Annotated in this window: 21 protein-coding genes; 13 read left to right on the top strand and 8 right to left on the bottom strand. The window is 61.7% G+C overall.

The genetic code is table 11. The features are described 5' to 3' along the window. Positions 1-22: 22 nt before the first annotated feature. Together ACIQUB_RS21395 and ACIQUB_RS21390 are read right to left on the bottom strand one after the other, a co-directional pair. Complete coding sequence (locus tag ACIQUB_RS21395; RefSeq protein ID WP_112981216.1) at positions 23-1,012, bottom strand: LacI family DNA-binding transcriptional regulator; 990 nt, start codon at positions 1,010-1,012, stop codon at positions 23-25. Between the two features lie 18 nt (positions 1,013-1,030). Continuing rightward, the gene (locus tag ACIQUB_RS21390) at positions 1,031-2,035 is read right to left on the bottom strand and encodes a Gfo/Idh/MocA family protein (RefSeq protein ID WP_402931906.1); all 1,005 of its coding nucleotides are present in this window, start codon (positions 2,033-2,035) and stop codon (positions 1,031-1,033) included. A gap of 197 nt (positions 2,036-2,232) precedes the next feature. On the opposite strand from ACIQUB_RS21390, the gene ACIQUB_RS21385 reads away from it, so the two are divergent. The 7 genes from ACIQUB_RS21385 to ACIQUB_RS21355 all read left to right on the top strand — a co-directional run bounded on the left by ACIQUB_RS21385 (position 2,233) and on the right by ACIQUB_RS21355 (position 9,931). Continuing rightward, positions 2,233-3,525 (top strand): ABC transporter substrate-binding protein, encoded by a 1,293-nt coding sequence (locus tag ACIQUB_RS21385; protein WP_402931904.1) that lies wholly within the window; start codon positions 2,233-2,235, stop codon positions 3,523-3,525. A gap of 85 nt (positions 3,526-3,610) precedes the next feature. After that, entirely contained in the window at positions 3,611-4,498 is an 888-nt protein-coding gene (locus tag ACIQUB_RS21380) for a carbohydrate ABC transporter permease (RefSeq protein WP_402931903.1), read from the top strand. Position 4,499: 1 nt separating this feature from the next. Next, positions 4,500-5,411, top strand: a complete 912-nt coding sequence (locus tag ACIQUB_RS21375; RefSeq protein ID WP_111560524.1) for a carbohydrate ABC transporter permease — start codon at positions 4,500-4,502, stop codon at positions 5,409-5,411. A gap of 21 nt (positions 5,412-5,432) precedes the next feature. Continuing rightward, positions 5,433-6,518: an ABC transporter ATP-binding protein gene (locus tag ACIQUB_RS21370; protein ID WP_402931900.1), complete on the top strand. Its 1,086-nt coding sequence runs from the start codon at positions 5,433-5,435 to the stop codon at positions 6,516-6,518. A 25-nt stretch (positions 6,519-6,543) separates the two neighbouring features. Continuing rightward, the gene (locus ACIQUB_RS21365; protein WP_402931898.1) at positions 6,544-7,290 is read left to right on the top strand and encodes a ThuA domain-containing protein; all 747 of its coding nucleotides are present in this window, start codon (positions 6,544-6,546) and stop codon (positions 7,288-7,290) included. A gap of 215 nt (positions 7,291-7,505) precedes the next feature. Next, positions 7,506-8,960 carry an NADP-dependent succinate-semialdehyde dehydrogenase gene (gene gabD, locus ACIQUB_RS21360; RefSeq protein WP_402931896.1) on the top strand — a complete coding sequence of 485 codons (1,455 nt, stop codon included), beginning with the start codon at positions 7,506-7,508 and terminating at the stop codon, positions 8,958-8,960. 443 nt (positions 8,961-9,403) lie between these two features. After that, on the top strand, positions 9,404-9,931 hold the full coding sequence (locus ACIQUB_RS21355) for a hypothetical protein (RefSeq protein WP_402931894.1): 528 nt from the start codon (positions 9,404-9,406) through the stop codon (positions 9,929-9,931). A 7-nt stretch (positions 9,932-9,938) separates the two neighbouring features. Here the strand turns inward: ACIQUB_RS21355 and ACIQUB_RS21350 are convergent, their stop codons facing one another. The 4 genes from ACIQUB_RS21350 to ACIQUB_RS21335 form a co-directional block, all read right to left on the bottom strand. Next, complete coding sequence (locus tag ACIQUB_RS21350; RefSeq protein WP_402931892.1) at positions 9,939-10,856, bottom strand: LysR substrate-binding domain-containing protein; 918 nt, start codon at positions 10,854-10,856, stop codon at positions 9,939-9,941. A 22-nt stretch (positions 10,857-10,878) separates the two neighbouring features. Next, positions 10,879-12,459 (bottom strand): alkyl hydroperoxide reductase subunit F, encoded by a 1,581-nt coding sequence (gene ahpF / locus ACIQUB_RS21345; protein ID WP_402931890.1) that lies wholly within the window; start codon positions 12,457-12,459, stop codon positions 10,879-10,881. Between the two features lie 105 nt (positions 12,460-12,564). Beyond that, a complete protein-coding gene (gene ahpC, locus ACIQUB_RS21340) occupies positions 12,565-13,128 on the bottom strand; it encodes an alkyl hydroperoxide reductase subunit C (RefSeq protein ID WP_402931888.1) in 564 nt (187 codons plus the stop codon). A 188-nt stretch (positions 13,129-13,316) separates the two neighbouring features. Continuing rightward, entirely contained in the window at positions 13,317-14,021 is a 705-nt protein-coding gene (locus ACIQUB_RS21335) for an SDR family oxidoreductase (RefSeq protein ID WP_402931886.1), read from the bottom strand. Between the two features lie 128 nt (positions 14,022-14,149). Between ACIQUB_RS21335 and gcvA the strand changes: the two genes are divergently transcribed. Together gcvA and guaD are read left to right on the top strand one after the other, a co-directional pair. Then, on the top strand, positions 14,150-15,049 hold the full coding sequence (gene gcvA / locus ACIQUB_RS21330) for a transcriptional regulator GcvA (protein ID WP_402931884.1): 900 nt from the start codon (positions 14,150-14,152) through the stop codon (positions 15,047-15,049). 166 nt (positions 15,050-15,215) lie between these two features. Then, entirely contained in the window at positions 15,216-16,583 is a 1,368-nt protein-coding gene (gene guaD, locus ACIQUB_RS21325; protein WP_402931883.1) for a guanine deaminase, read from the top strand. 7 nt (positions 16,584-16,590) lie between these two features. Here the strand turns inward: guaD and mmsB are convergent, their stop codons facing one another. Beyond that, complete coding sequence (gene mmsB, locus ACIQUB_RS21320) at positions 16,591-17,466, bottom strand: 3-hydroxyisobutyrate dehydrogenase (RefSeq protein ID WP_402931881.1); 876 nt, start codon at positions 17,464-17,466, stop codon at positions 16,591-16,593. A 170-nt stretch (positions 17,467-17,636) separates the two neighbouring features. Here mmsB and ACIQUB_RS21315 point away from each other — a divergent pair, with 170 nt between their 5' ends. From ACIQUB_RS21315 to ACIQUB_RS21300, 4 genes are all read left to right on the top strand, one after another. Then, positions 17,637-18,824 (top strand): acyl-CoA dehydrogenase, encoded by a 1,188-nt coding sequence (locus tag ACIQUB_RS21315; RefSeq protein ID WP_402931879.1) that lies wholly within the window; start codon positions 17,637-17,639, stop codon positions 18,822-18,824. A 95-nt stretch (positions 18,825-18,919) separates the two neighbouring features. Continuing rightward, positions 18,920-19,378: a DUF4126 family protein gene (locus tag ACIQUB_RS21310; RefSeq protein WP_402931877.1), complete on the top strand. Its 459-nt coding sequence runs from the start codon at positions 18,920-18,922 to the stop codon at positions 19,376-19,378. After that, complete coding sequence (locus tag ACIQUB_RS21305) at positions 19,378-20,745, top strand: FAD-containing oxidoreductase (protein WP_402931875.1); 1,368 nt, start codon at positions 19,378-19,380, stop codon at positions 20,743-20,745. The genes ACIQUB_RS21310 and ACIQUB_RS21305 overlap by 1 nt, the downstream gene beginning before the upstream one ends. A 38-nt stretch (positions 20,746-20,783) precedes the next feature. Further along, positions 20,784-21,359, top strand: a complete 576-nt coding sequence (locus ACIQUB_RS21300; RefSeq protein WP_402931874.1) for a DedA family protein — start codon at positions 20,784-20,786, stop codon at positions 21,357-21,359. 11 nt (positions 21,360-21,370) lie between these two features. Here ACIQUB_RS21300 and ACIQUB_RS21295 read toward each other — a convergent pair whose 3' ends face one another. Then, complete coding sequence (locus tag ACIQUB_RS21295; protein WP_402931873.1) at positions 21,371-22,414, bottom strand: NAD(P)-dependent alcohol dehydrogenase; 1,044 nt, start codon at positions 22,412-22,414, stop codon at positions 21,371-21,373. Between the last annotated feature and the right edge of the window lie 64 nt (positions 22,415-22,478).

Genomic DNA, 22,478 nt, shown 5'->3' with positions numbered 1-22,478 from the left:
TGCTTGCGCAGAGCGGATCGCGTCAGGCGGTGGATCCCCAGCGGGCATTACAGGTCAGCGTTATGCTGTGCGGCCCCGGCAGATCGGCATCGTGGCGTTCGATCAGGTCGACAACCGCATCGATGAAGGCGACATGATCGAGGCTCAGCGTCGTCAGATCGTTGCAATCCCATGCAGCCATGGCAATGCCATCCTGGCCGACGATGGCGATATCATCTGGCGTGTTCTTGCCGAGCATGCGCCGTGCGGCGTCTCGCGCGCCGATCGCCATGACGTCGTTGCCGCAAATGATGGCATCGACCTTCGAGCGGTGCAGCAGCAGCACCGCTTCCTTGAAGCCGGAATCATAGGTGTAGTCGCCGAAGGCCTCTGCCTCGATGGTCAATCCCCGCTTGGCGAGCGCATCCGCGAACCATTTGCGTCGAAGCTTGTCGATCCAGCTGGATTTGGTGCCGGAGAGATAGGCAAAGCGCTTCTTGCCGTCATTGACGATCTTCTCGATGATCTCGTCGGCTGCCGCCGAGCCGTCAATGCGGATATTGGAGACGTTTTCATTCTCGAGCGGTTCGAACGAGACGATGATCGGCTTGGTCGTATGGAAGATATCGACCGCGTCCTGCATCGACACCATGTCCGAGAAAACCACGACATGATCCACCTGATAGGTGGATGCCAGCCGCATCAGTTGCAGCCGATCGTCGTGATCGGCACAGCACAGGATGATCGGCAGCAGCTGGCGCGCCTGCAGTCTGTGGACCAGCAATTGCTGCTCCTCGGCCTCGCAAGGGTTGCCGATTGCATTGACGACGAGAGCAACCAGCCGCGAGCGCTGATTGTTCAGCGAGCGGGCAATCGCGTTCGGTTGATAGCCGTGCTCGCGTGCGACCGAGAGAATTCGATCGCGCGTGGCGCTGCCGATCCTGGAATCAGGCGAGAATGCGCGCGAGATGGTGGCGGAGGATACCCCGGCGAGCTTTGCCAGTTCCTTCGAGGTGATCCGCCGCTTATTCATGTCCGGTGTCCGATACGTCTATTCGGCGGGCCGGACGGGCATGCCGTCGGCTGCCGCCGATTCCTTGATTGCATCCCACAGCCTAGCGAAACGCAGACCCATTTCAACGGAGCCGGTGTTTTCCATTTCACCCGCACGAATGGCGAGGAAGTTCTTCATCGGGTTTCCGAGAATTTCGGCCTCCTCTCGCGGCTCGTTGACCCGACCGACGCTGATTTCGCGCCAGCCGCCCCAGGCATCGATCCGTACGATCGCCTTCGAGTAGAAGAAGGTGATGTAGGAGGCGCAGCCGGGAGGCCCCTCGCCTGCGGCCGTCAACGTCGCCATGGCGCCGTTTTTCAAGCGGGCGGAAACGGCGGTGGCGATATCGACCTTGCGGCCGTGCCTGTTCATATAGGCCGACACGCTGGCGAAGTCGGAATTGGCCAGCAGGCAGACGGTGTTCATCATGTGTGCGCCGGTGTCGAACATGAAGCCGCCGCCCGAGATTTCCGGCTCCTGCTTCCAGTGACCGGCATAATTGTCGGCCCAGCTTTCCCAAATCATGCCTGAAATCGCGATAAGCTCGCCGAACTCGCCTGCAAGCGCGCGTTTGCGCGTATCGATCACCAGCGGCGAGAGGCCGCCCTGGAAAGCAGTGACAACCGTGACGCCGCTCTTCTTCTGCGCTGCGATCAGCGTCTCAGCCTCGGCAACGGTCGTGACCATCGGCTTCTCAAGGAAAAGATCGATGCCGGCTTCGACGACGGCTGCCGCCTGCTCGCCATGAAATGCGTGCGGGGTGGAGATATAGACGATGTCGAGCTCATCCCGGCATTTCGCGAGCATCTCGCGGTAATCCTCGAAGCTCTTCGGTGCCGCTGCGCCGGCTGCGGTGCAGACGTCGATCAGACGCTGGCGCGACGAAGCGGTCGTATCGGCAAGCGTTACGAACTCAACCTCCGGCATCGCCGCCCAGCTCGCCGCATATTCGGCCGCCTTCAGGCCGGCGCCGATAACGCCAAGCCGCAATTTCTGTGTCATGAAACTCCTCCCACATGATTGTGTACACGATTACACAAACGGAAAACTCGGCGCAAGTTCTATTTTAATACGTAAAAACAACGGATTATATAAACGCGGAAATTCTTTCAGAAATCCGTCTTGCCTCATTGAGGAATGCGTGTACATTTTTCACACGGTGCTGGAGGGCGCCGCCAATCAAAAAGGGAGGACTTCCGTTGAAGAAGACGGTCATTGGTGGCCTGTGCGCCATTTTGCTCAGCGCGGTCTCGACGCTGGCGCATGCCGAAACAATCCGAATTGCAAATCACGGCCAGGCCGGCATCGACGCCATGAAGTCGACGGTCGAGGCGATCGAAAAGAAATACGGAGTGACCGTCGAGGTCGTCGAATACCCGGCGCCCGACAAGGACTACCTGACGAAGCTGCTCACCGAGCTTGGCGCCGGCAATGCGCCGGATCTGTTCTCGATCCCGTCGACGGCGGCCGTGGCCGACATGGTCGAGGCCGGATACCTCGCCCCTGTCACCAAGGAGATCACCGCCTGGGACGGCTACGCCAACTTCTATGACGTCGCAAAGCAGCTGGCCGTGAGCCCCGACGGCGAGACCTACGTCATGCCATTCATGCTCGGCATCCAGGAAATCTACTTCCGCAAGGATGTGCTGGAGAAAGCCGGTATTTCGACCGAACAGCCGAAGACCTGGCAAGACCTGCTGGATCGCGCCGCTGAAGTGAAGGCGAAGACCGGCGCCTACGGCCTGCTCTTCCCGGCCGGCGTGTCCTGGGGCAGCGGTGCCTTCGATGAAGGCTTCCAGCATCTCCTCGTCGGATCAAAGACGCCGCAACTCGTCGACGCCGATGGAAAGCTCGATCTCAGCGGCGAAGGCATCAAGGATGTCTTCGGCGTCTACAAGGAGCTGATCGACAAGGATCTGATGCCGACGCAGCCGCTGCTCGGCCCCGAGCCGTGGGTTATTCCCAAGTACCAGATGTTCCCCGAGGGCAAGCTTGCGGCAACCACTTGCGGTTCCTGGTGCTACATCTTCGATTGGGGTCGCGAGAGCAAGAACCCGATCCCAGAGGTCACCAGGATCGTCGGCACCTGGACCGTTCCCGGCCAGACGGGCGGCCAGTACGTGCTCGCGAACCTTGCGGCTCCGTGGGCTGTCAATGCAAAGTCCGCGAACGTCGAGCTGGCGACGAAGGCGCTGCTTGAGATCGGCTCGGTGGACACACAGGTCTCCTACGCCGCGCGCATCGGCAATATTCCGGCCAGCAAGGATGCGGCCAAGAGCGCCGAGTTCCAGAAGCTGACGGAACTCGTTCCGATCCACGCCGCGGCCGGCAACGGCGTCTTCCTGAAGCAGGCTTCCGGCTTCGGCACCATTGCCGAAGGCGTGGCACGCGCAACCGAAGCGCTGCTGCGCAAGGAAACAGATGCCGCAGGCGCCCAGAAGATCCTTGTCGATTACGTCAAGGAAACGCTCGGCGACGACGTGGTGAAATAAGCCTCAAGCCCTTCAACTTCCGCCCAAGACTGCAGGCGCGGCCGGCTGGCCGCGTCTGCGATCATCAGACAAGGTTGCGAGCTTCATGGTCCTCAATTCTCACGAACGACGCGTCGAGCGGCAGCTCCTCGTGATCCTGCTGCCGTCGCTGGTCCTGCTTCTGGCCTTCGTGATCTATCCCGCGCTTTACTCCGTCTATTTGAGCTTCACCAACGAAGCCCTCACCGGCGCCGCGGCCCTTCGTCCGCGCTTCGTGGGCATTCGCAACTACATGCGGCTTCTCAACGACGCGAAATTCTGGAACGCGCTCATCGTGACGTTCTTCTTCGTGGTCGGCTCCGCTGTGATCGGCCAGTTTGTTCTCGGCCTGGTTTCGGCCATTGCCCTGCGCCGGCAGATCATGTTCCGCCAGATTTTCTCCTCGATGATCCTTTTGCCCAACGCGGCACCCGAGGTCGTGGCCGGTTTCATGTGGATTTCGATGCTGGCCGGCGGCGAGAACGCCACGCTCAGCCGCATCGTGAGCTTCTTCGGCGTGACGCCCACCGATTGGCTCCAAGTCTTCCCGCTGACGATGATCATCGTCGTCAACACCTGGCGCGGCATCGCTACCGCGATGATCCTGTTGACCGCGGGCCTCAGCACCATTCCGAGCGAAATCTACGAGGCTGCCCGCATGGACGGCGCCACGCCATCACAGATGTTCCGCCGCATCACGCTCCCCCTCATGATGCCGACGATCCTTCTCTATATGCTGATCTCCGCCGTCTCGACGATCGCGGTCTTCGGTCTTGTCTATGCGCTGACGCGCGGCGGCCCTGGTGGTGCGACCGAAGTCATCAGCATCTACATCTACAACCAGTCCTTCACTGCCTTCCAGCTCGGCTACGGCGCCGCGGTCGCGGTCGTCACTCTGGTGATCTCGCTGATCCTCGGCATCGCATACGTGCGGGCAATGAAGGTGGAGGTCTGACATGGCAGTGCTTTCCCCGACAGAAAACGCCAACAAGACCCGATCGGATCTGCTCGCCTACGCCACGCTGTCCCTGATCTCGATCTTCTGCGCTATCCCGTTTCTCTGGGTTCTGCTCGCCTCGCTCGATGGCAATGCCCAGCTGTTTCTCCGCTGGCCGGAACAGTGGACGCTCGACAATTATCTGCGTGTCTTCACCAAGGAAGACGGGGCGAAGTGGCTCTTCAATTCGCTCTTCGTCGTCGGTTCCGCGACGGTGCTGGTCATGGTGCTGGCCGGCCTTGGTGGCTACGCCTTGTCGCGCACGCGGGCGTGGTGGAAACTGCCGTTTCTCTACGCGATCCTTTTGATCCGCGTGTTGCCGCCGACCGCGCTGGTGGTGCCGCTCTACAAGTTCCTGCTGACGCTCAACAATGCCGAGGGCGCGATCCTTCGACCTATCTTCGGTGAGTATGCCCGGCCGATCATGCGCTGGACGGGCTTCATCGACGGCTATCTCGGCCTGATCCTGGTGCTTGCGACCATGCAGCTGCCGCTCGCGCTGTGGATCATGAAAACCTTCTTCGACGGCCTTCCGCGCGACTATGAGGAAGCTGCCCTGATGGATGGGGCAACGATGACACAGCGCATCCGCCGCGTCCTCATCCCGCTGGCGCTGCCGGGTCTTGCCGCAGCCGGGCTGTTTGCCTTCATGTCGGCATGGGGCGATTTCCTGCTGCCGCTGATCTTCCTCTCGTCACCCGAGTTGCAAACGCTTCCCCTCGGCCTCTTTCGCGCTTTCCTGCGCATCAACGAGATCGATTACGGCCTGCTCGCCGCCCTCGCCTTCATCTACCTCCTGCCGGCTGTGATCGCCTTCGGCTTCGCGCGGCGCTTCCTCGTCCAGACCTTCGCGGGCGGCGTCAAAGGCTGATATCCAGAAAGAGTTTCACAGATGATCAATCTCAAGAACGTTCGCAAATTCTATGGCGCCCTGGAGGTCATCAAGGGCGTCGACATCACCGTCGAGGACGGCGAGTTCGCCGTGTTCGTCGGCCCGTCCGGTTGCGGCAAGTCGACCCTTCTGCGGATGATCGCCGGGCTGGAAGGCATCGATGACGGCGACCTAATCTTGAACGGCAAGCGCATCAACGACGTTCCGCCGGACAAGCGCGGCATCGCCATGGTGTTTCAGTCCTACGCGCTCTATCCGCACATGACGGTTGCGCAGAACATCGGCTTTTCGCTCAGCCTGAAGAAAGTGCCGGAAGCGGAAATCCGCAAGCAGGTGGAAGGCGTTGCCGAAATCCTGCAGCTAACGGATTACCTCGACCGTCGCCCCGCCGCACTGTCCGGCGGTCAAAGACAGCGCGTTGCGATCGGCCGCGCCATCATCAAGAAGCCGTCGCTGATCCTGTTCGATGAACCGTTGTCCAACCTCGATTCCGCGCTCCGTGTGCAGATGCGTGCCGAACTGCAGCGCCTGCACCGCGAATTGAAGGCAACCGTCGTTTACGTCACCCACGATCAGGTCGAGGCCATGACCATGGCGGACCGCATCGTCGTCTTGAACAAGGGGCTTGTCGCCCAGCAGGGCGCGCCGATGGACCTCTATCACAAGCCCGACAACGAGTTCGTCGCCACCTTCATCGGCTCTCCGCGCATGAACACCGTTCCCGTGACGATCAGCAAGCGGCAGGCTGGCGGGCTGCGTGTGCAAAGCCCGATCGGATTGACGCTCGACCTGCCGGATGGTGCCGGAACGGTGCCCGAGGGTGCCGCCACGCTCGGTATCCGCCCGGAGCACTTCAAGATCGCACCCGAGGGCCAGGGCAATTTCACGGCCGACGTCGTCATCGTCGAGCGCCTTGGCGTCGAGACTTACATGACCGTTGGCTCCAAGGAGCAGCCTATCGTCGTACGCGCCGAAGGCGATATCGCGGTGCGGCCGGGAGACCGCGTCTCGCTGACAGCCGATAGCGCCGCCTGCCATCTGTTCGACACCACCGGGCGTGTCATCCGCTCGGCTCAAGCATCCTAATCACGTTGAAAACATCGAGGACATCATGACGATCAAGGTCACCATCTGGAACGAGGGACGCCACGAGCAGCTGCACAAGGAGGTTCAGGAGATCTATCCTGATCGCATCGACGGTGCGATTGCGGCAGGCATTGCGCATCCCGATTTCGAAATCCGTCGAGGCACGCTCGATGAGCCCGACGAAGGCTTGCCCGACTCGGTACTCAACGACACCGATGTTCTGCTCTGGTGGGGCCACATGGCGCACGAAGACGTCAGCGACGGACTGATCGACCGCGTCCAGCAGCGTGTTCTGAAGGGGATGGGGCTGCTCGTCCTGCACTCCGGACACCACTCCAAGCTCTTCCGCCGCCTGATGGGCACCAACGCCAACCTCTCCTGGCGCGAAACGCCGGAGGGCGATCTTGAGCGCGTCTGGGTGGTCAACCCGTCTCATCCGATCGCGGAGGGACTGCCGCCCTATTTCGAGGTAAACGCGTCCGAGATGTATGGCGAGCCCTTCGATATTCCGCAGCCAGATGAGCTGGTATTCATCTCCTGGTATTCGGGTGGCGAGGTGTTTCGCAGCGGCTGCACCTTCCAGCGCGGCCGGGGACGCATCTTCTTCTTCAGCCCGGGGCATGAAACCTACCCGATTTACCACGACAAGACCATCCACAAGGTCATCTCGAACGGAATCCGCTGGGCAAAGCAGAACCACACCGACGGCCGCATCCTGGAAAACTGGCACCGCGCCGAGCCGCTGCACGGTCGCCCTGCGAAAAAGGTCTGACACCTGCCGATCCGTTGGCTGAACACCGGCGCGGCCCATGGTCGCGCCGATTTTGGCTCTGAGGATGCTGGCAATGGCTCCAGTTGCAACGCTGCGGCAATTCGGCCAATTTGATCTTGCCGGACGGGACACCACTTTATCCTGGACACCAGAAAGACGCTGACCCGATCAGTGCCGGCGTCAATGCGGGCAACTTGTCAAACAGGATGAATGCGATGCAGCTGAAAGACCCTTCCCTTTTTCGCCGGGCCGCTCTTGTTGGCGGAGAATGGATCGATGCCGATCCCGCCAATGCGATCGAGGTGAATAATCCGGCCACCGGAGAGATCATTGGCCGCGTTCCCAAGCTCGGCGGCGCCGAGACGAAGGTGGCGATCGAGGCCGCGCGCGTTGCGCAGAAGGGCTGGGCCGCCCGCACCGCCAAGGAGCGTGCTGGCATCCTGCGCAAGTGGTTCGATCTGATGATCGAGAACAAGGACGACCTCGGGCGCATCTTGACGCTCGAACAGGGCAAGCCGGTTGCGGAAGCCACCGGCGAGATCGTCTACGGCGCAAGCTTCATCGAATGGTTCGCGGAGGAAGCCCGGCGCATCTATGGCGACCTGATACCGGGCCACCAGCCGGACAAGCGCATCATGGTGATGAAGCAGCCGATTGGCGTGGTCGCGGCGATCACGCCCTGGAATTTCCCCAATGCGATGATCACCCGCAAGGCAGGGCCGGCGCTTGCGGCTGGTTGCGCCATGGTGCTGAAGCCGGCATCGCAGACACCGTTCTCGGCGATCGCAATCGCCCTGCTTGCCGAGCGCGCCGGCCTGCCGGCCGGGCTTTTCTCGGTGCTAACAGGCTCTGCCGCCGCGATCGGCGCGGAGATGACGTCGAACCCGACCGTACGCAAACTCACCTTCACCGGCTCTACCGAAATCGGCGCCGAGCTCTACAAGCAGAGCGCGCCGACGATCAAGAAGCTCGGGCTCGAGCTCGGCGGCAATGCGCCGTTCATCGTCTTCGACGATGCCGATCTCGATGCGGCTGTCGAGGGAGCCCTGATCGCCAAGTTCCGCAACAACGGCCAGACCTGCGTCTGCGCCAACAGGCTCTATGTGCAGGACGGCGTCTACAACGCCTTCTCGAAGAAGCTCGCGGAAGCGGTCGGCAAGCTCAAGACCGGCAACGGCTTCGACGAGGGCGTGATCCTCGGACCGCTGATCGACAAACCGGCGCTTGAGAAGGTTGAGGAGCATGTCGCCGATGCATTGGCCAAGGGTGCCAACATCATCCAGGGCGGCAAGCCGCATGCGCTGGGCGGCACGTTCTATGAGGCCACCGTTCTCGCCAACGTCACCAAGGATATGGCGGTCGCGCGCGAAGAGACGTTCGGCCCGCTTGCTCCCCTCTTCCGCTTCAAGGACGAGGCGGATGTGATCGAACAGGCCAACGACACCGAATTCGGCCTCGCCTCCTATTTCTACGCCAAGGATCTCGCGCGCGTGTTCCGCGTGGCCGAGGCGCTGGAATACGGGATGGTCGGCGTTAATACGGGCCTGATCTCGACGGCGGAAGCGCCGTTCGGTGGCGTGAAGCTCTCAGGTCTCGGCCGCGAAGGCTCGCGATACGGCATCGAGGAGTTCACCGAGATCAAATATGTCTGCCTCGGCGGCATCAGCTGACACTTGTCGATGGAAAGGCGCGCAAGCCGAATGGTTTGCGCGCTGGCGCTACCGTCTGATCCGAAAACTGAAAGCTGAAGAACGCGTGGGCCAGAATCGAAAAAGCCTGCCGCGGGAGGAGGTGCGACAGGCTTTTCGAAAATAACCGAATGACAGCTGGGAGGAGGAGTGCTGTCATTCCCACAGGCGCCCTTGGGAGGAGGATAAGGCCACCTGCAACTCAAAGCTCTGCGGGAGGAGGTGCATCGCTTCGATGATTTGTTTATACAGCAAGCGCGCTCAAATCATAGGCACAATTCTGCAGAACAGCTATGCGCTATGCGCGTGACGCGCAGCTTCTGTCGCAGATTTGCGACATGCCGCCCTTGCCGCGCAGACCGCCGACCCCCTTGGAATTTCTATGGTTTCTGTTACCACGCGCCAAAAGCCATGAGGAAACGCCGATGAGCGCCGCATTTTATCGTGACTATGTTGTCGATCTGAAGGCACGTATCGACGATCTGCACACCGATCCCGGCAGCTATCAGACCTACGATCTGACGATGGAGCTGCTGGCGCAGAAAAACCTGATCAGCTACGCCATGAGCCGCAAGCAGGGCCAGGTAGACAGCCTGTTTTACCGTCGCGACACGGCAAGCGGACAGGGTACGCAGATGTCGCAGGAGACGGCGTACCGGGTGTTTTCCGGCTTCTTCGGACTAGGCCAGTTCCTGGCGTCGACGGGCCATGCGAACGGGCTCGGCGAGGAAGCGTTCGCGGAGACGCTGACAGCGGGATGGGAATATCCCACCTGCGCGGTCCAGTTTGCCTACCGGAAGAAGGGCCAGCCGCGCGGCGCTTCGATGAAGATGCTCTTTGTCGGGCTGAATGGCGACGCTGATGCCGCGACCTTCGAGGCCAAGCTGACGCAACCCGAGCTCCTGATCGGCGCTCGGCCGTTCTCGACCAAGCTCCTGTGGGAATGGAAGTAAAGTCAGCTTAACCGGCTGGCGAGCGCCTGATGTCGGCAAGCAGCTCCTGGGCCACCTCCCGCAGGAGACCGGCGATAGTCTCCAGAAAAGCGCCCATCGCCGAACCCGTACGCCAGCAAATGCCGATCCGCCGGTTCGGCGATATGCCTTCGAAACGCAGCAGCCTTATATCGCCCGACGCCGGATGCAGCGCGGCGAGCTCCGGCAGAAGCGTGATCCCCACATTGGCGCCGACCATCTGGCGCAGCGTCTCCAGGCTGGTGGCGCGAAACGAGGTGCGCTCGCTTGCACCCGACAGGCGGCACACATCGAGCGCCTGGTCGCGAAGGCAGTGTCCCTCTTCCAGCAGCATGAGGTCGTAGCGGTTGAGATCTCCGAGCACCAGGGACTGCCGCCTTGCCAGCGGATGCGCGGCGGGAACGGCAAGCAGAAAGTCTTCCTCGAAGAGAAACTCTGACTTCAGGTGATCGTCGTTGACGGGAAGAGCGAGGATCGCGGCGTCGAGATTGCCGCTTCTGAGCCGCGCCAGGAGTGCATCACTCTTTTCCTCGATCAGCAGCGTCTCCCGCCGCGGGAACTGCCTGTGGATGCGCGGCACCGCATGCGGCAGGAAATAGGGTGCGAGCGTCGGGAAGATGCCGAGACGCAGGGTGCCTACCTCAGGGTTGAGGCTGCGCAAGGCCGACGACCTGATCTCGGCGACCTCCCGCATGATACGCCTTGCCCGCTCGACGGTATCCTCGCCGAACGCTGTCAGCATGACCGTGCGCGGCGTGCGTTCGATCAGGGGAGCGCCTAGCGTCTCTTCAAGCTTCCTGATCTGGGTTGACAGCGTCGGCTGGCTAACCAAACACGCCTCGGCGGCCCGGCCAAAATGCCGGTGATCCGCCAAGGCAATCAGGTATTCCAGCTCGCGAAGCGTCATTCCAGAACCGTGTCGATCAGCCTCAGGCCGCCTTCACGGCGTCCTCGTCCGGGCTAGACGTGCGGATCAGATGATCGAAGGCCGCAAGCGACGCCTTTGCGCCCTCACCGAGCGCAATCACGATCTGCTTGTAAGGCACCGTGGTGCAATCGCCGGCGGCGAATACACCGGGAACCGACGTCTGGCCGTGATGATCGACGATGATCTCGCCGCGCGGCGACAGTTCGATGGCGCCCTTCAGCCATTCGGTGTTCGGAAGCAGGCCGATCTGGACGAAGATGCCTTCCAGATCGAGCGTGTGGCGCTGACCGGCAACGCGGTTTTCGTAGACGAGACCGGTCACCTTCTGGCCATCGCCCAGCACTTCCGCCGTCTTGGCGGAAAGCAGGATATCGACGTTGGGAAGGCTGCGCAGCTTGCGCTGCAGGACGTCATCGGCACGCAGCTTGTTGTCGAATTCGATCAGCGTCACGTGGCTGACGATGTTGGCAAGATCGATTGCCGCTTCAAGGCCGGAATTGCCACCGCCGATGACGGCAACGCGCTTGCCCTTGAACAGCGGGCCATCGCAGTGCGGGCAATAGGCAACACCCTTGTTGCGATACTGGTCCTCGCCGGGAACACCCATCTGCCGCCAGCGAGCGCCGGTGGACAGGATAACCGTCTTCGAGCGCAGCGTCGCGCCATTGGCGAGCTCGACCGCGATCATATCCTTGCCGGGAACGAGCTTCTCAGCGCGCTGCAGGTTCATGACATCGACGTCGTATTGCTTCACATGCGCTTCCAGCGAGGCTGCGAACTGCGGACCCTCGGTGTGCTGCACGGAGATGAAGTTCTCGATCGCCATCGTGTCGAGGACCTGACCGCCGAAGCGCTCTGCTGCAACGCCGGTACGGATGCCCTTGCGCGCGGCGTAGATCGCAGCGGCTGCACCAGCGGGGCCACCGCCGATGACGAGCACGTCATAGGCTTCGCGGCCATTCAGCTTTTCCGCAGCGCGTGCAGCCGAGTTGGTGTCGAGCTTGGAAACGATCTCCTCGACTTCCATTCGGCCCTGACCGAACAGCTGGCCGTTGAGATAGACCGTCGGCACAGACATGACCTGGCGGTTTTGAACCTCGGCCGGGAATAAGCCGCCATCGATCGCCACATGCTTCACGCGCGGGTTCAAAACGGCCATCAGGTTCAGAGCCTGCACGACGTCTGGGCAATTCTGGCAGGTCAGCGAGAAATAGGTTTCGAAGAGGAAATCGCCGTCGAGATCCTTGATCTGATCGATGATTGCCTGCTCGGTGCGCGGCGGGTGGCCGCCGACCTGCAGCAGAGCCAGCACAAGCGAGGTAAACTCATGGCCCATCGGAATGCCGGCGAAACGCAGGTTGATGTCGTGGCCTGGGCTGGTCAGCGCAAAGGAGGGCGCACGCTCGCCGTCATCGCGGGTTTCCACGACCGAGATCTTGTCGGAAAGCGCGACCAGTTCGGCGAGAAGCTCCGACATCTCTTTCGACTTGGCACTGTCATTGACCGAAGCGGTGATCGCGATCGGGCGAACGACCCGTTCCAGATAGCCCTTCAACTGGGATTTCAGATTGTCGTCGAGCATGGGACACTCCGCTAAAAATGGATGGCCGCGCCGCGTTGGGGCGCTGAATATGGTATTGGGTGCCGCCCTCCAGTCTGGACCGGAAGGCGGCTTATCATTTGAACGTCAGATCTTGCCGACGAGGTGCAGCGACGGAGCGAGCGTCTTTTCGCCCTCTTCCCACTTGGCCGGGCAAACTTCACCCGGATGTGCGCGCACATACTGTGCAGCCTTGATGCGACGCAGAAGGTCTACGGCGTTACGGCCGATACCTTCGGCGGTGACTTCCATCGCCTGGATGACGCCATCGGGATCGACGACGAAGGTGCCGCGGTCGGCAAGGCCTTCGCCTTCGCGCATGACTTCGAAGTTGCGGCTGATCGTGCCCGTCGGGTCGCCGATCATCGTGTACTGGATCTTGCCGATCGTCTCGGAGCTGTCGTGCCAGGCCTTGTGGGTGAAGTGCGTGTCGGTCGAGACCGAATAGACCTCGACATCAAGGCGCTGCAGCTCGGCATAGTGATCGGCGACATCGCCGAGTTCCGTCGGGCAAACGAAGGTAAAGTCAGCCGGATAGAAGAAGAATACCGCCCACTTGCCCTTGGTGTCGGCATCGGTCACGTCAATGAATTTGCCCTGCTTGAAGGCCTGCGCCTTGAAGGGCTTAATGGATGTATTGATAAGGGACATGAAGGCTCCTGTGAAATTGCTGCGAAGCGAAAACCCGCTTTCGCAGCGCAACATAAACAGGGGCTGGCGATAAATGAAATAGATAAAGAAAAATATTTCGATAGATATCCTCTATCGAAAGCCTGCGACGTGACGTTTATCAAGCGGCCATCAAAAGCCGCTTGATTTGGCACACATTGGTTCTGCGATCAAACCGATCGGCCAAGCCCGCCGTCCACCTTGATATTCTGCCCGGTGATATAGCCCGCACCTTCTGACGCCAGAAACGCGACAGTCGCCGCGATCTCTTCGCTCGTGCCATAGCGCTTCATCGGTACCGATTCGCGACGCTCGTCGGTTGCCGGCAGGCTGTCGATCCAGCCCGGCAGGACGTTGTTCATGCGGATATTGTCTGCAGCATAAGTGTCGGCGAAGATCTTGGTGAAGGAGGCGAGACCGGCGCGGAAGACCGCTGACGTCGGGAACATCGCCGACGGCTCGAAAGCCCAGGCGGTCGAGATATTGACGATCGCGCCAGACCTCTGTGCCTGCATGATCGGCGTCACGATCCGGGTCGGGCGGATGACGTTCATCAGGTAGACGTCCATGCCCTTGTGCCAGTCCTCGTCGGTGATATCGAGGATCGGCGCGCGCGGGCCGTGCCCGGCGCTATTGACGAGCACATCGATGCGACCCCAGGCCTGCATGGCGAGATCCACAAGGCGCTTGATGTCGTCGTTCGACTGGTTCGAGCCCGTGACGCCGACGCCACCGAGTTCCTTGGCCAGCGCCTCGCCCTTGCCCGATGACGAGAGGATGGCGAGCTTGAAGCCATCGGCCGCGAGACGCTTGGCGGCATCCGCCCCCATGCCGCTGCCACCCGCCGTCACCAGCGCCACTTTTTCTACTGTCATGGCATCCACCCTTTCGTCGTTTCTCTTGCGCATCGCGCTTGTTTTCAGCCTTGATGCCATATGATACCATTAGGAAAGCATCGCTTCGCGCCAATTCGATTGGCATCAATCAGTAGAAAATCTATCGCATGAACGACCCGTTTTTTCGCCTTCCGCCGCTAAATGGCCTCCGCGCCTTCGAGGTCGCCGCCCGCCATCTCAACTTTCGCGCCGCAGCCGAAGAACTGAGCGTCACCCAGGCGGCGGTGGCCCAGCAGGTTCGTGGGCTGGAGAAGGAACTGAACCTTGGCCTATTCGAGCGCCTGCCACGCAAACTTGCCTTGACCGAAGCCGGACGCGGTTATGCCGAGAGCATCCGGCGTGCCTTCGAACTGATCTCCGATGCGACCGCGACCTTGAGACCGGAGCCGCTGCGGCTGACGATCAGTGTCACGCCGACTTTTGCATCGAAATGGCTGATCCCGAGGCTACCGGATTTCCTGGCCGCGCACCCTGATCTCGATATGCGCATTCTCGCCAGCGAACGTGTCGCGAACTTCCAGTCTGATGACGTGGATATCGCCGTTAGGCTAGCGCGGCCGCCCTTCCCAGCCTCGCTGGAGGCTGATCTGCTTTTCGAGCAGGAGCTTGTCCCGGTCTGCAGCCCGGCGCTGATGCCAGCAACCGGACCGCTCGACCCCGCCGATCTCGCGCGTTTCATGTTGCTCCACGACACCCACAATCAGTGGCCGGAGTTTATCGCCACGATCGCGGGTGCGAGGCCGGTCGCCGCCTCGAAGGGCGTTCGTTTCAATCAGACATCCCACGCCATCGAGGCTGCGCTTGCCGGCCAGGGTATCGCGCTGGCAAGCGCGGTCTTTGTCAACGAGGATATTGCCGCCGGGCGGCTGGTGCCGGCATTTGCGCAAACGATGCGCGCGCAGTCGGATTTCTACGTCGTCTCGCTCCGCAAGCCGAGGCAAGCCCAATCCGTCGCCAAGGTCAGGGCGTGGTTGCTTCAGCATGCCGAGCGGTCCACTCGCGTCTGATAATCGCGGCGACGGCTGCCGGACGACCGAGCGTCCCATCATTGCACGGCAGCCACCGTAAAAACGCAGGGCTCCGGCGATGGACCCGCTGACTATTCGCTATAGATTTAAATTCGCGCATATGTGTGCTCGGATACTGACGCATTGATTGAATTGGAATACAGCATTGGACTTGCGGAATAAAACGCTCTGCGCCTCCGGATTTCACGCACCGGAGCGCGGAAAGATCGATATCCTGGACGAGGTGCTGATCGATATCGGCGCGGATGGCACGATCGCCGCCATGCATCGGCCGAGCGATCCGAACTACCGGACTATTCGCGAGGCGCGCGAGGAAGGCGGCGAACTGGTCACGTTGCCTGTAGGCTCTTATCTCCTTCCGGGTTTCGTCGATCTTCACGTCCATGCGCCGCAATATCCCCAGCTTGGCAGCGCGCTCGATGTGCCGCTCGAAGTCTGGCTGCAGAAGTACACCTTCCCACTGGAAGCCCGCTACGAAGACCTCGCCTTTGCAAAGCGCAGCTACGGCCTGCTCGTCGACGACCTCCTCGCCAATGGAACGACCACGGCGCTCTATTTCGCCACCGTGCACCAGGATGCAACGCGCTCGCTCGCAGACATCTGCCTGGAGAAGGGCCAGCGAGCGCTGATCGGCAAGGTGGCGATGGACAATGCCGACGAGTGCCCGGACTATTATCGCGACGCAACGCCGGCAGCCGGGATCGAAGGCACGCGGGCGCTGATCGATTACATCAATACCCACCCCGAGAATGGCGAAAAGCGGGTGCTCCCCGTCATCACGCCACGCTTCGTGCCATCCTGCACCGACGCGACGCTTGAGGGGTTGGGTGCTCTCGCCAAGCAATGCGGCTGCCATGTGCAAACCCACTGTTCGGAGAGCGATTGGGCGCATGGCTATGTGCTGTCGCGATATGGCGTGACCGATACGGAAGCGCTCGATCGCTTCGGCCTACTCGGCCGCCGCACGGTTCTGGCGCACGCCAACTTCCTGACGGATGACGACATGGACAAGGTGCGGGAGCGCGAAGCGGCTGTCGCCCACTGCCCGCTATCCAACGTTTATTTCGCCAACGCCGTCTTCCCGCTCAAGGCCGCGCTCGACAAGGGCATGCATGTCGGTCTTGGCACGGATATCTCCGGCGGGCCGAGCGCCTCCATGCTCGAGAATTGTCGCGGCGCGATCCTGATGTCGCGCGCGCTTGAAGGCGGTGTCGATCCCAAGCGCGATGCCGAATCGCGTGCCAGCTACGGGCCTGCCCAGATCGATTTTCGCGATGCCTTCTATATCGCGACGGCAGGCGGAGGCGTGGCGCTCGATCTGCCGATCGGCCAGTTCAAGCCCGGCTATCTGTTCGATGCGATCGTTATCGACACCAAGGCGCCGAAGGGATCGGTGCGCTTATTTGACGAATTCGATAGCGGCGAGCAAATCCTGCAAAAGATCATTAACACCGCCTCGAAACCCAACATCGCAACTGCCTGGGTCGGCGGCACGAACCTGCGCCTTCCGTAACAAGACCTCAGCCTCGCAGCATCTCGATGATCGCCGAGAAATCGCGGCCGCCATTGCCCTGCTTTTCAAAGAGCGCAAACAGCTGCGCGGCTTCGGCGCCAAGCGGCGTCGAGGCACCCGTTGCGAGCGCTGCCTCCTGCGACAGGCGGAGGTCCTTCAGCATCAAGGCGGCCGCGAAGCCCGGTTTGTAATCGTTGTTGGCGGGAGATGTCGGCACCGGGCCGGGAACCGGACAGTATGTGTTGATCGACCAGCATTGGCCGGATGATGTCGAGGCGACATCGAACAGGGCCTGGTGCGCGAGGCCGAGCTTTTCGCCCAGCGCGAAGGCCTCGCAGACGCCGATCATCGATATGCCGAGGATCATGTTGTTGCAGATCTTCGCCGCCTGCCCTGCGCCTGCCTCTCCGCAATGCACGATCTTCCGACCCATCCCTTCGAGTATGGGTTTGGCCCTGGCAAAGCTCTCCGGCGTTCCTCCCGCCATGAAGGTCAGCGTTCCGGCCGCCGCACCACTCGTTCCGCCGGAGACCGGCGCATCAAGCGACGGGCAATCAGCCGCCTTTGCCATTTCATGTGCCTTGCGCGCGCTGTCGACGTCGATCGTCGAGCAGTCGATGACAAGCGTTCCCGAGGGAATGGCGCCGAGAATATCCGTCCACGCCGTCAGGACGTGCTTGCCCTGCGGAAGCATGGTCACAACGACGTCGGCACCGCTGACGGCCTGAGAGATATCGCTTGCCGGCTGAACGCCGGTCGCCACGGCAGCTTCAAGCAACACCGGCACCAAATCGAAGCCCGCAACCTTGTGCCCTGCCTTGACCAGATTTGCCGCCATTGGCCCACCCATATTGCCGAGGCCGATAAACGCGATTTTTGTCATGCCCTGCTCCCATCATTCAGACGATCCCATTTGAGGGCCCATGAAATGATAGCTATGTCATCATCGCGCGCAGTCGAGAGCGACGGGGACCGCCGCGTGTTGACGCTCCCTCGCCCCGGCAGTATCCCAATAGGGTCCGCGACATGCCGATGGATCGAGGAGGATGAACCATGCAGCACACCCGCGAGAGTTTCGACTGGTCCGATCCGTTCCGGCTCGTCGAGCAATTGACGGATGAAGAGCGCATGGTGCTCGATACCGCGCATTCCTATGCGCAGGAAAAGCTTGCGCCGCGTGTGCTCGAAGCCTTCCGCCATGAGAAAACCGATCCAAGCATCTTTCGCGAAATGGGCGAACTCGGCCTCCTCGGCCCGGCGATATCGCCCGAATATGGCGGCGCGGGCCTCGGATACGTAGCCTACGGCTTGATCGCCCGCGAGGTCGAGCGGGTCGACAGCGGCTACCGCTCCATGATGAGCGTCCAGTCCTCGCTGGTGATGGTGCCGATCGACGCGTTCGGATCGGAAGCGCAGAAGCAGAAATATCTGCCGAAGCTCGCCACCGGCGAATGGATCGGCTGCTTCGGCCTCACCGAGCCGAACCATGGCTCCGATCCTGGATCGATGGCGACGCGCGCAAAAAAGGTCGACGGCGGCTATAGCCTATCCGGCGCCAAGACGTGGATCTCCAATGCGCCGATCGCCGATGTCTTCGTGGTCTGGGCAAAGACAGAGGATGGCGTGATCCGGGGCTTCATCCTAGAAAAGGGATGGAAGGGCCTGACGGCGCCCGCGATTCACGGCAAGATCGGCCTGCGTGCCTCGATCACCGGCGAAGTGGTGATGGATGGCGTCTTCGTGCCGGAAGAGAACCTGTTGCCCAACGTTTCCGGCCTCAAAGGCCCGTTTACGTGCCTCAACTCCGCCCGTTTCGGGATCGCCTGGGGCGCGCTCGGCGCCGCCGAGGATTGCTATGCGCGGGCGCGGCAATACACGCTCGACCGCAAGCAATTCGACCGGCCGCTTGCAGCCAATCAGTTGATCCAGAGGAAGCTCGCCGACATGGCGACCGAGATCACGCTCGGGCTGCAGGGTTGCCTGCGTCTCGGCCGCATGAAGGAAGACGGCCACCCGCCGGTCGAACTCACCTCGATTTTGAAGCGCAATTCCTGCGGCAAGGCGCTCGATATCGCCCGAATGGCGCGCGACATGCTTGGAGGCAACGGCATCTCCGATGAGTTCGGCGTCGCCCGCCATCTCGTCAACCTCGAAGTGGTCAACACCTATGAGGGCACGCACGACATTCACGCGCTGATCCTCGGCCGCGCCATAACGGGAATAGCGGCGTTCTCAAACTGATCGAGAATTCTTCGCCGCCAAATTGCAACGGACCCGACAATGTGCCAGCTTTCACTCGTCGCGGGGATAGCCTGCGCTGCGATGGGGGATTGCGCATGCTTCTGTTTCTCGCATTTCTGATTGGCATCGTCGCTGGGCTGCGCGCGCTGACTGCGCCGGCAGCCGTTGCCTGGGGCGCGGCGCTCGGATGGTTCGATGTGTCTCAAACACCGCTCGCCTTCATGGGCTACCGCTGGACCCCATGGATTTTCACGCTGCTGGCGCTGGTCGAACTGGTGACGGATCAGTTGCCGTCCACGCCTTCAAGAAAAGTGCCGATGCAGTTCGGTGCGCGGCTGATCATGGGCGCGCTATCAGGCGCCACGATCGGTGCTGCCGGCGGATCATTGATACCAGGGCTCATCGCCGGCATTCTCGGCGCGGTCGCGGGCACGCTCGGCGGTGCTGCGGCGCGCGCTAAATTGGCAAGCGCGTTTCGGAGGGACCCGCCGGCCGCCATTCTCGAGGACGCGGTCGCCATTGTCGGCGCCATCCTGATCGTGGCGTCGGTCTGATGCGCAACTTCGACGCCATCGTTGTCGGTGCCGGTCAATCCGGCCCCTTCCTCGCCGCCCGGATGGCGGAGAAGGGCATGAAGGTCGCGCTGATCGAGCGCAAATATCTCGGCGGCACATGCGTCAACGCCGGCTGCATGCCAACCAAGACCCTCGTCGCCAGCGCCCGCGCCGCCTATGTGGCCCGCAATGCCGGCGGCTACGGTGTGACGATCCCGGGCGCGATCGGGATCGACATGGCGATCGTCCGCAAGCGGGCCGAGACGGTAACCATGGAGGCCCGCAACGGCCTGATCAGCTGGTTCGCGGGCACGGGCGGCGTCACCGTAATCTACGGTCATGCGCGCTTCGAAAACGAACGGACCGTCATGGTCAACGGCGAACTGCTGACCGCGCCGCGCATCTATCTCAACGTCGGCGCGCGACCGGCCATTCCCGATATGCTCGGCATCGACGACATCGACTATCTGACCAGCACATCGATCATTGCGCTGGACACGCTGCCCCGGCATCTGGTGGTCATTGGCGGAAGCTATATCGGCCTTGAGTTCGCCCAGATGTATCGCCGCTTCGGTGCGGAGGTAACGGTCGTCGAGCGCGGCCCCAAGCTCGCCTCGCGGGAGGATGAGGATATCTCGGACGCGATCGCCGATATTCTGCGGGCAGAAGGAATTGCCATCCATACCGGCGCGGACCGCATCGCGTTCAAGAACGGAGCGGATGGGATAGAGGTCACGGTCGCCGATGGCATCGCCGAGATCACAGCGAGCCATGTGCTGATCGCAACCGGCCGTGTGCCGAACACGGATGATCTCGGCCTCGATCGCGCCGGTGTCGCCATCGACAAGCGTGGCTACATCAGCGTTGACGACAAGCTGGCGACCAATGTCGAGGGCATTTGGGCGCTGGGGGACTGCAATGGCCACGGCGCCTTCACGCACACGTCCTACAACGACTTCGAGATCGTGGCCGCCAACCTGCTCGACGGCGAGGATCGCAAGCTCAGCGACCGCATCCTCGCCTATGCGCTTTATATCGACCCGCCGCTCGGCCGCGTCGGCATGTCGGAAAAGCAGGCGCGCGCATCGGGCCACGAGATCATGATGTCGACCCGACCGATGACCAAAGTCGGCCGCGCCAAGGAGCGGGGCGAGACGAAGGGCTTCATGAAGGTGATCGCCGACGCGCAAACCAAGCAGATCCTGGGCGCCGCGATCCTCGGTATAGAGGGCGATGAGGCGATCCATGGCTTCATCGATGCGATGAACGCCGGGACGACCTATCCCGAGCTGAAATGGGCCTTGCCGATCCACCCGACAGTGTCCGAATTGATCCCGACATTGCTTGGCGACCTCAAGAGCGTGTAGCCTTCACGGCGGCAGGCCAAAACGCTGAGGGATCAATCGTGTCCATAGAACATCTGATCGAACACTATGGGATTGTCGCGATCTTCCTGGGCACCGCATTCGAAGGAGAGACCGCGGCCTTCCTCGGCGGCATCCTCTCCCATCGCGGGCTGCTCACCTATTGGTCGGCCTCGCTGATGGCGTCGGCGGGTTCATTCGCCGGAGACCAGATGTGGTTCTTCGCCGGCCGCTACGCTGCCCGCTGGCATGTCGTCCGCCGGCTGATGGAGACGCCGACGCTGGCGCAGGTCACGTCCCTCTTAGAGCGCTACCCGACAGGTTTCATCCTGGCGTTCCGCTTTCTCGTCGGCCTCCGCACGATCAGCCCGATCGTGATCGGCACGACGCGAATCTCGACCGGCAAATTCGTGATGCTGAACGCGATCGCGGCGCTTGTATGGGGACAGCTGTTTACGGTGCTCGGCTATCTCTTCGGACACGGGATCGAACAGATCCTCGGTCGTCTGCCGCTGCATCATCACCTTTTCATCGGGCTCGGGGCCGCGGCCATCGTGGCTGGCGCGGCCCTTGTCTTCAGAAGAGCTTTCAGAAAAGTGTCGGCTAGCGCGAGCTAACCGGCAGGCGCCTAGTCCATCACGATCTGCAGCTTCACGTCGCTCGGCCGCGCTTCGACGGCGCGGTCGAAAGCCTTGATCGATTCTTCGAAGCCGAAGGTCTCGGAAATCAGAGGCTTCAGATCAACGCGACCGGAGCCGAGCAGTGCAATCGACCGCTCATACTGATGCGCGTAGCGGAACACCGTTTCGATGCGGATTTCCTTGGTCGAAGCAGTCGAGACGTCGAAACCGATTGGGTTGACAGGCAGGCCGACAGCAACGATGACGCCACCAGGACGCACCAGATCCATGATCGTTTCCCAGGCCTTCGGCGAACCGGAGCATTCGAAGATCACGTCGGCGCCCCAACCGTCCGTCAACCGCGAGACTTCCTCGGCGAGGTTCGTTTCGCGGATATTCACCGGGATGACGCCCTGATACTGGGCGGCGATATCGAGCTTCGGCTGGGCGAGATCGGCCACGATCGCGCGGGCGCAACCGCCGGCGAGTGCGGCGATGGCGACCATGGTGCCGATAGGACCGGCACCGAGCACGACGGCGGTGTCGCCGGGCGCGATCTTCGCCTTGGTGGCGGCCTGCATGCCGACGGCGAAAGGCTCGACCATGGCACCTTCCGCAAAGCTCACATTGTCAGGCAGCTTGAACGTATAGTTGGCGGGGTGCACGACTTCGGGCGTGAGCACGCCGTGAACGGGCGGCGTTGCCCAGAAGCTGACAGCGGGATCGACGTTATACATGCCGAGCCGGCTTGCCTTCGAATTCGAATCGGGAATGCCCGGCTCCATGCAGACGCGATCGCCGACCTTGAGATGCGTGACGCCGGCGCCGACTTCGACGACGGTGCCTGCCGCCTCGTGCCCGAGCACCATTGGTTCGTTGACGACGAAGGGGCCGATCTTGCCGTGCGTGTAATAGTGAACGTCGGAGCCGCAGACGCCGACCGTGTGTATCTTGATCTTGACCTCGCCCGGCCCGGTTTCCATCGGCAGATCGATTTCGCGGATCGCGAGTTCATGCTGGCGCTCCAGCACCAGTGCGCGGACTTTGGTCATTTGCGTATTCCTTCCCTTGCCTCCCCGCGCGCGAGTCGAGCGCGGCGTCGGCGGACTATAGTCG

Origin of the sequence: Rhizobium sp. NPDC090275 (assembly GCF_044772225.1) — a bacterium.
Taxonomy (GTDB): domain Bacteria; phylum Pseudomonadota; class Alphaproteobacteria; order Rhizobiales; family Rhizobiaceae; genus Rhizobium.
This window is presented reverse-complemented; position numbering and strand designations above follow the sequence as displayed.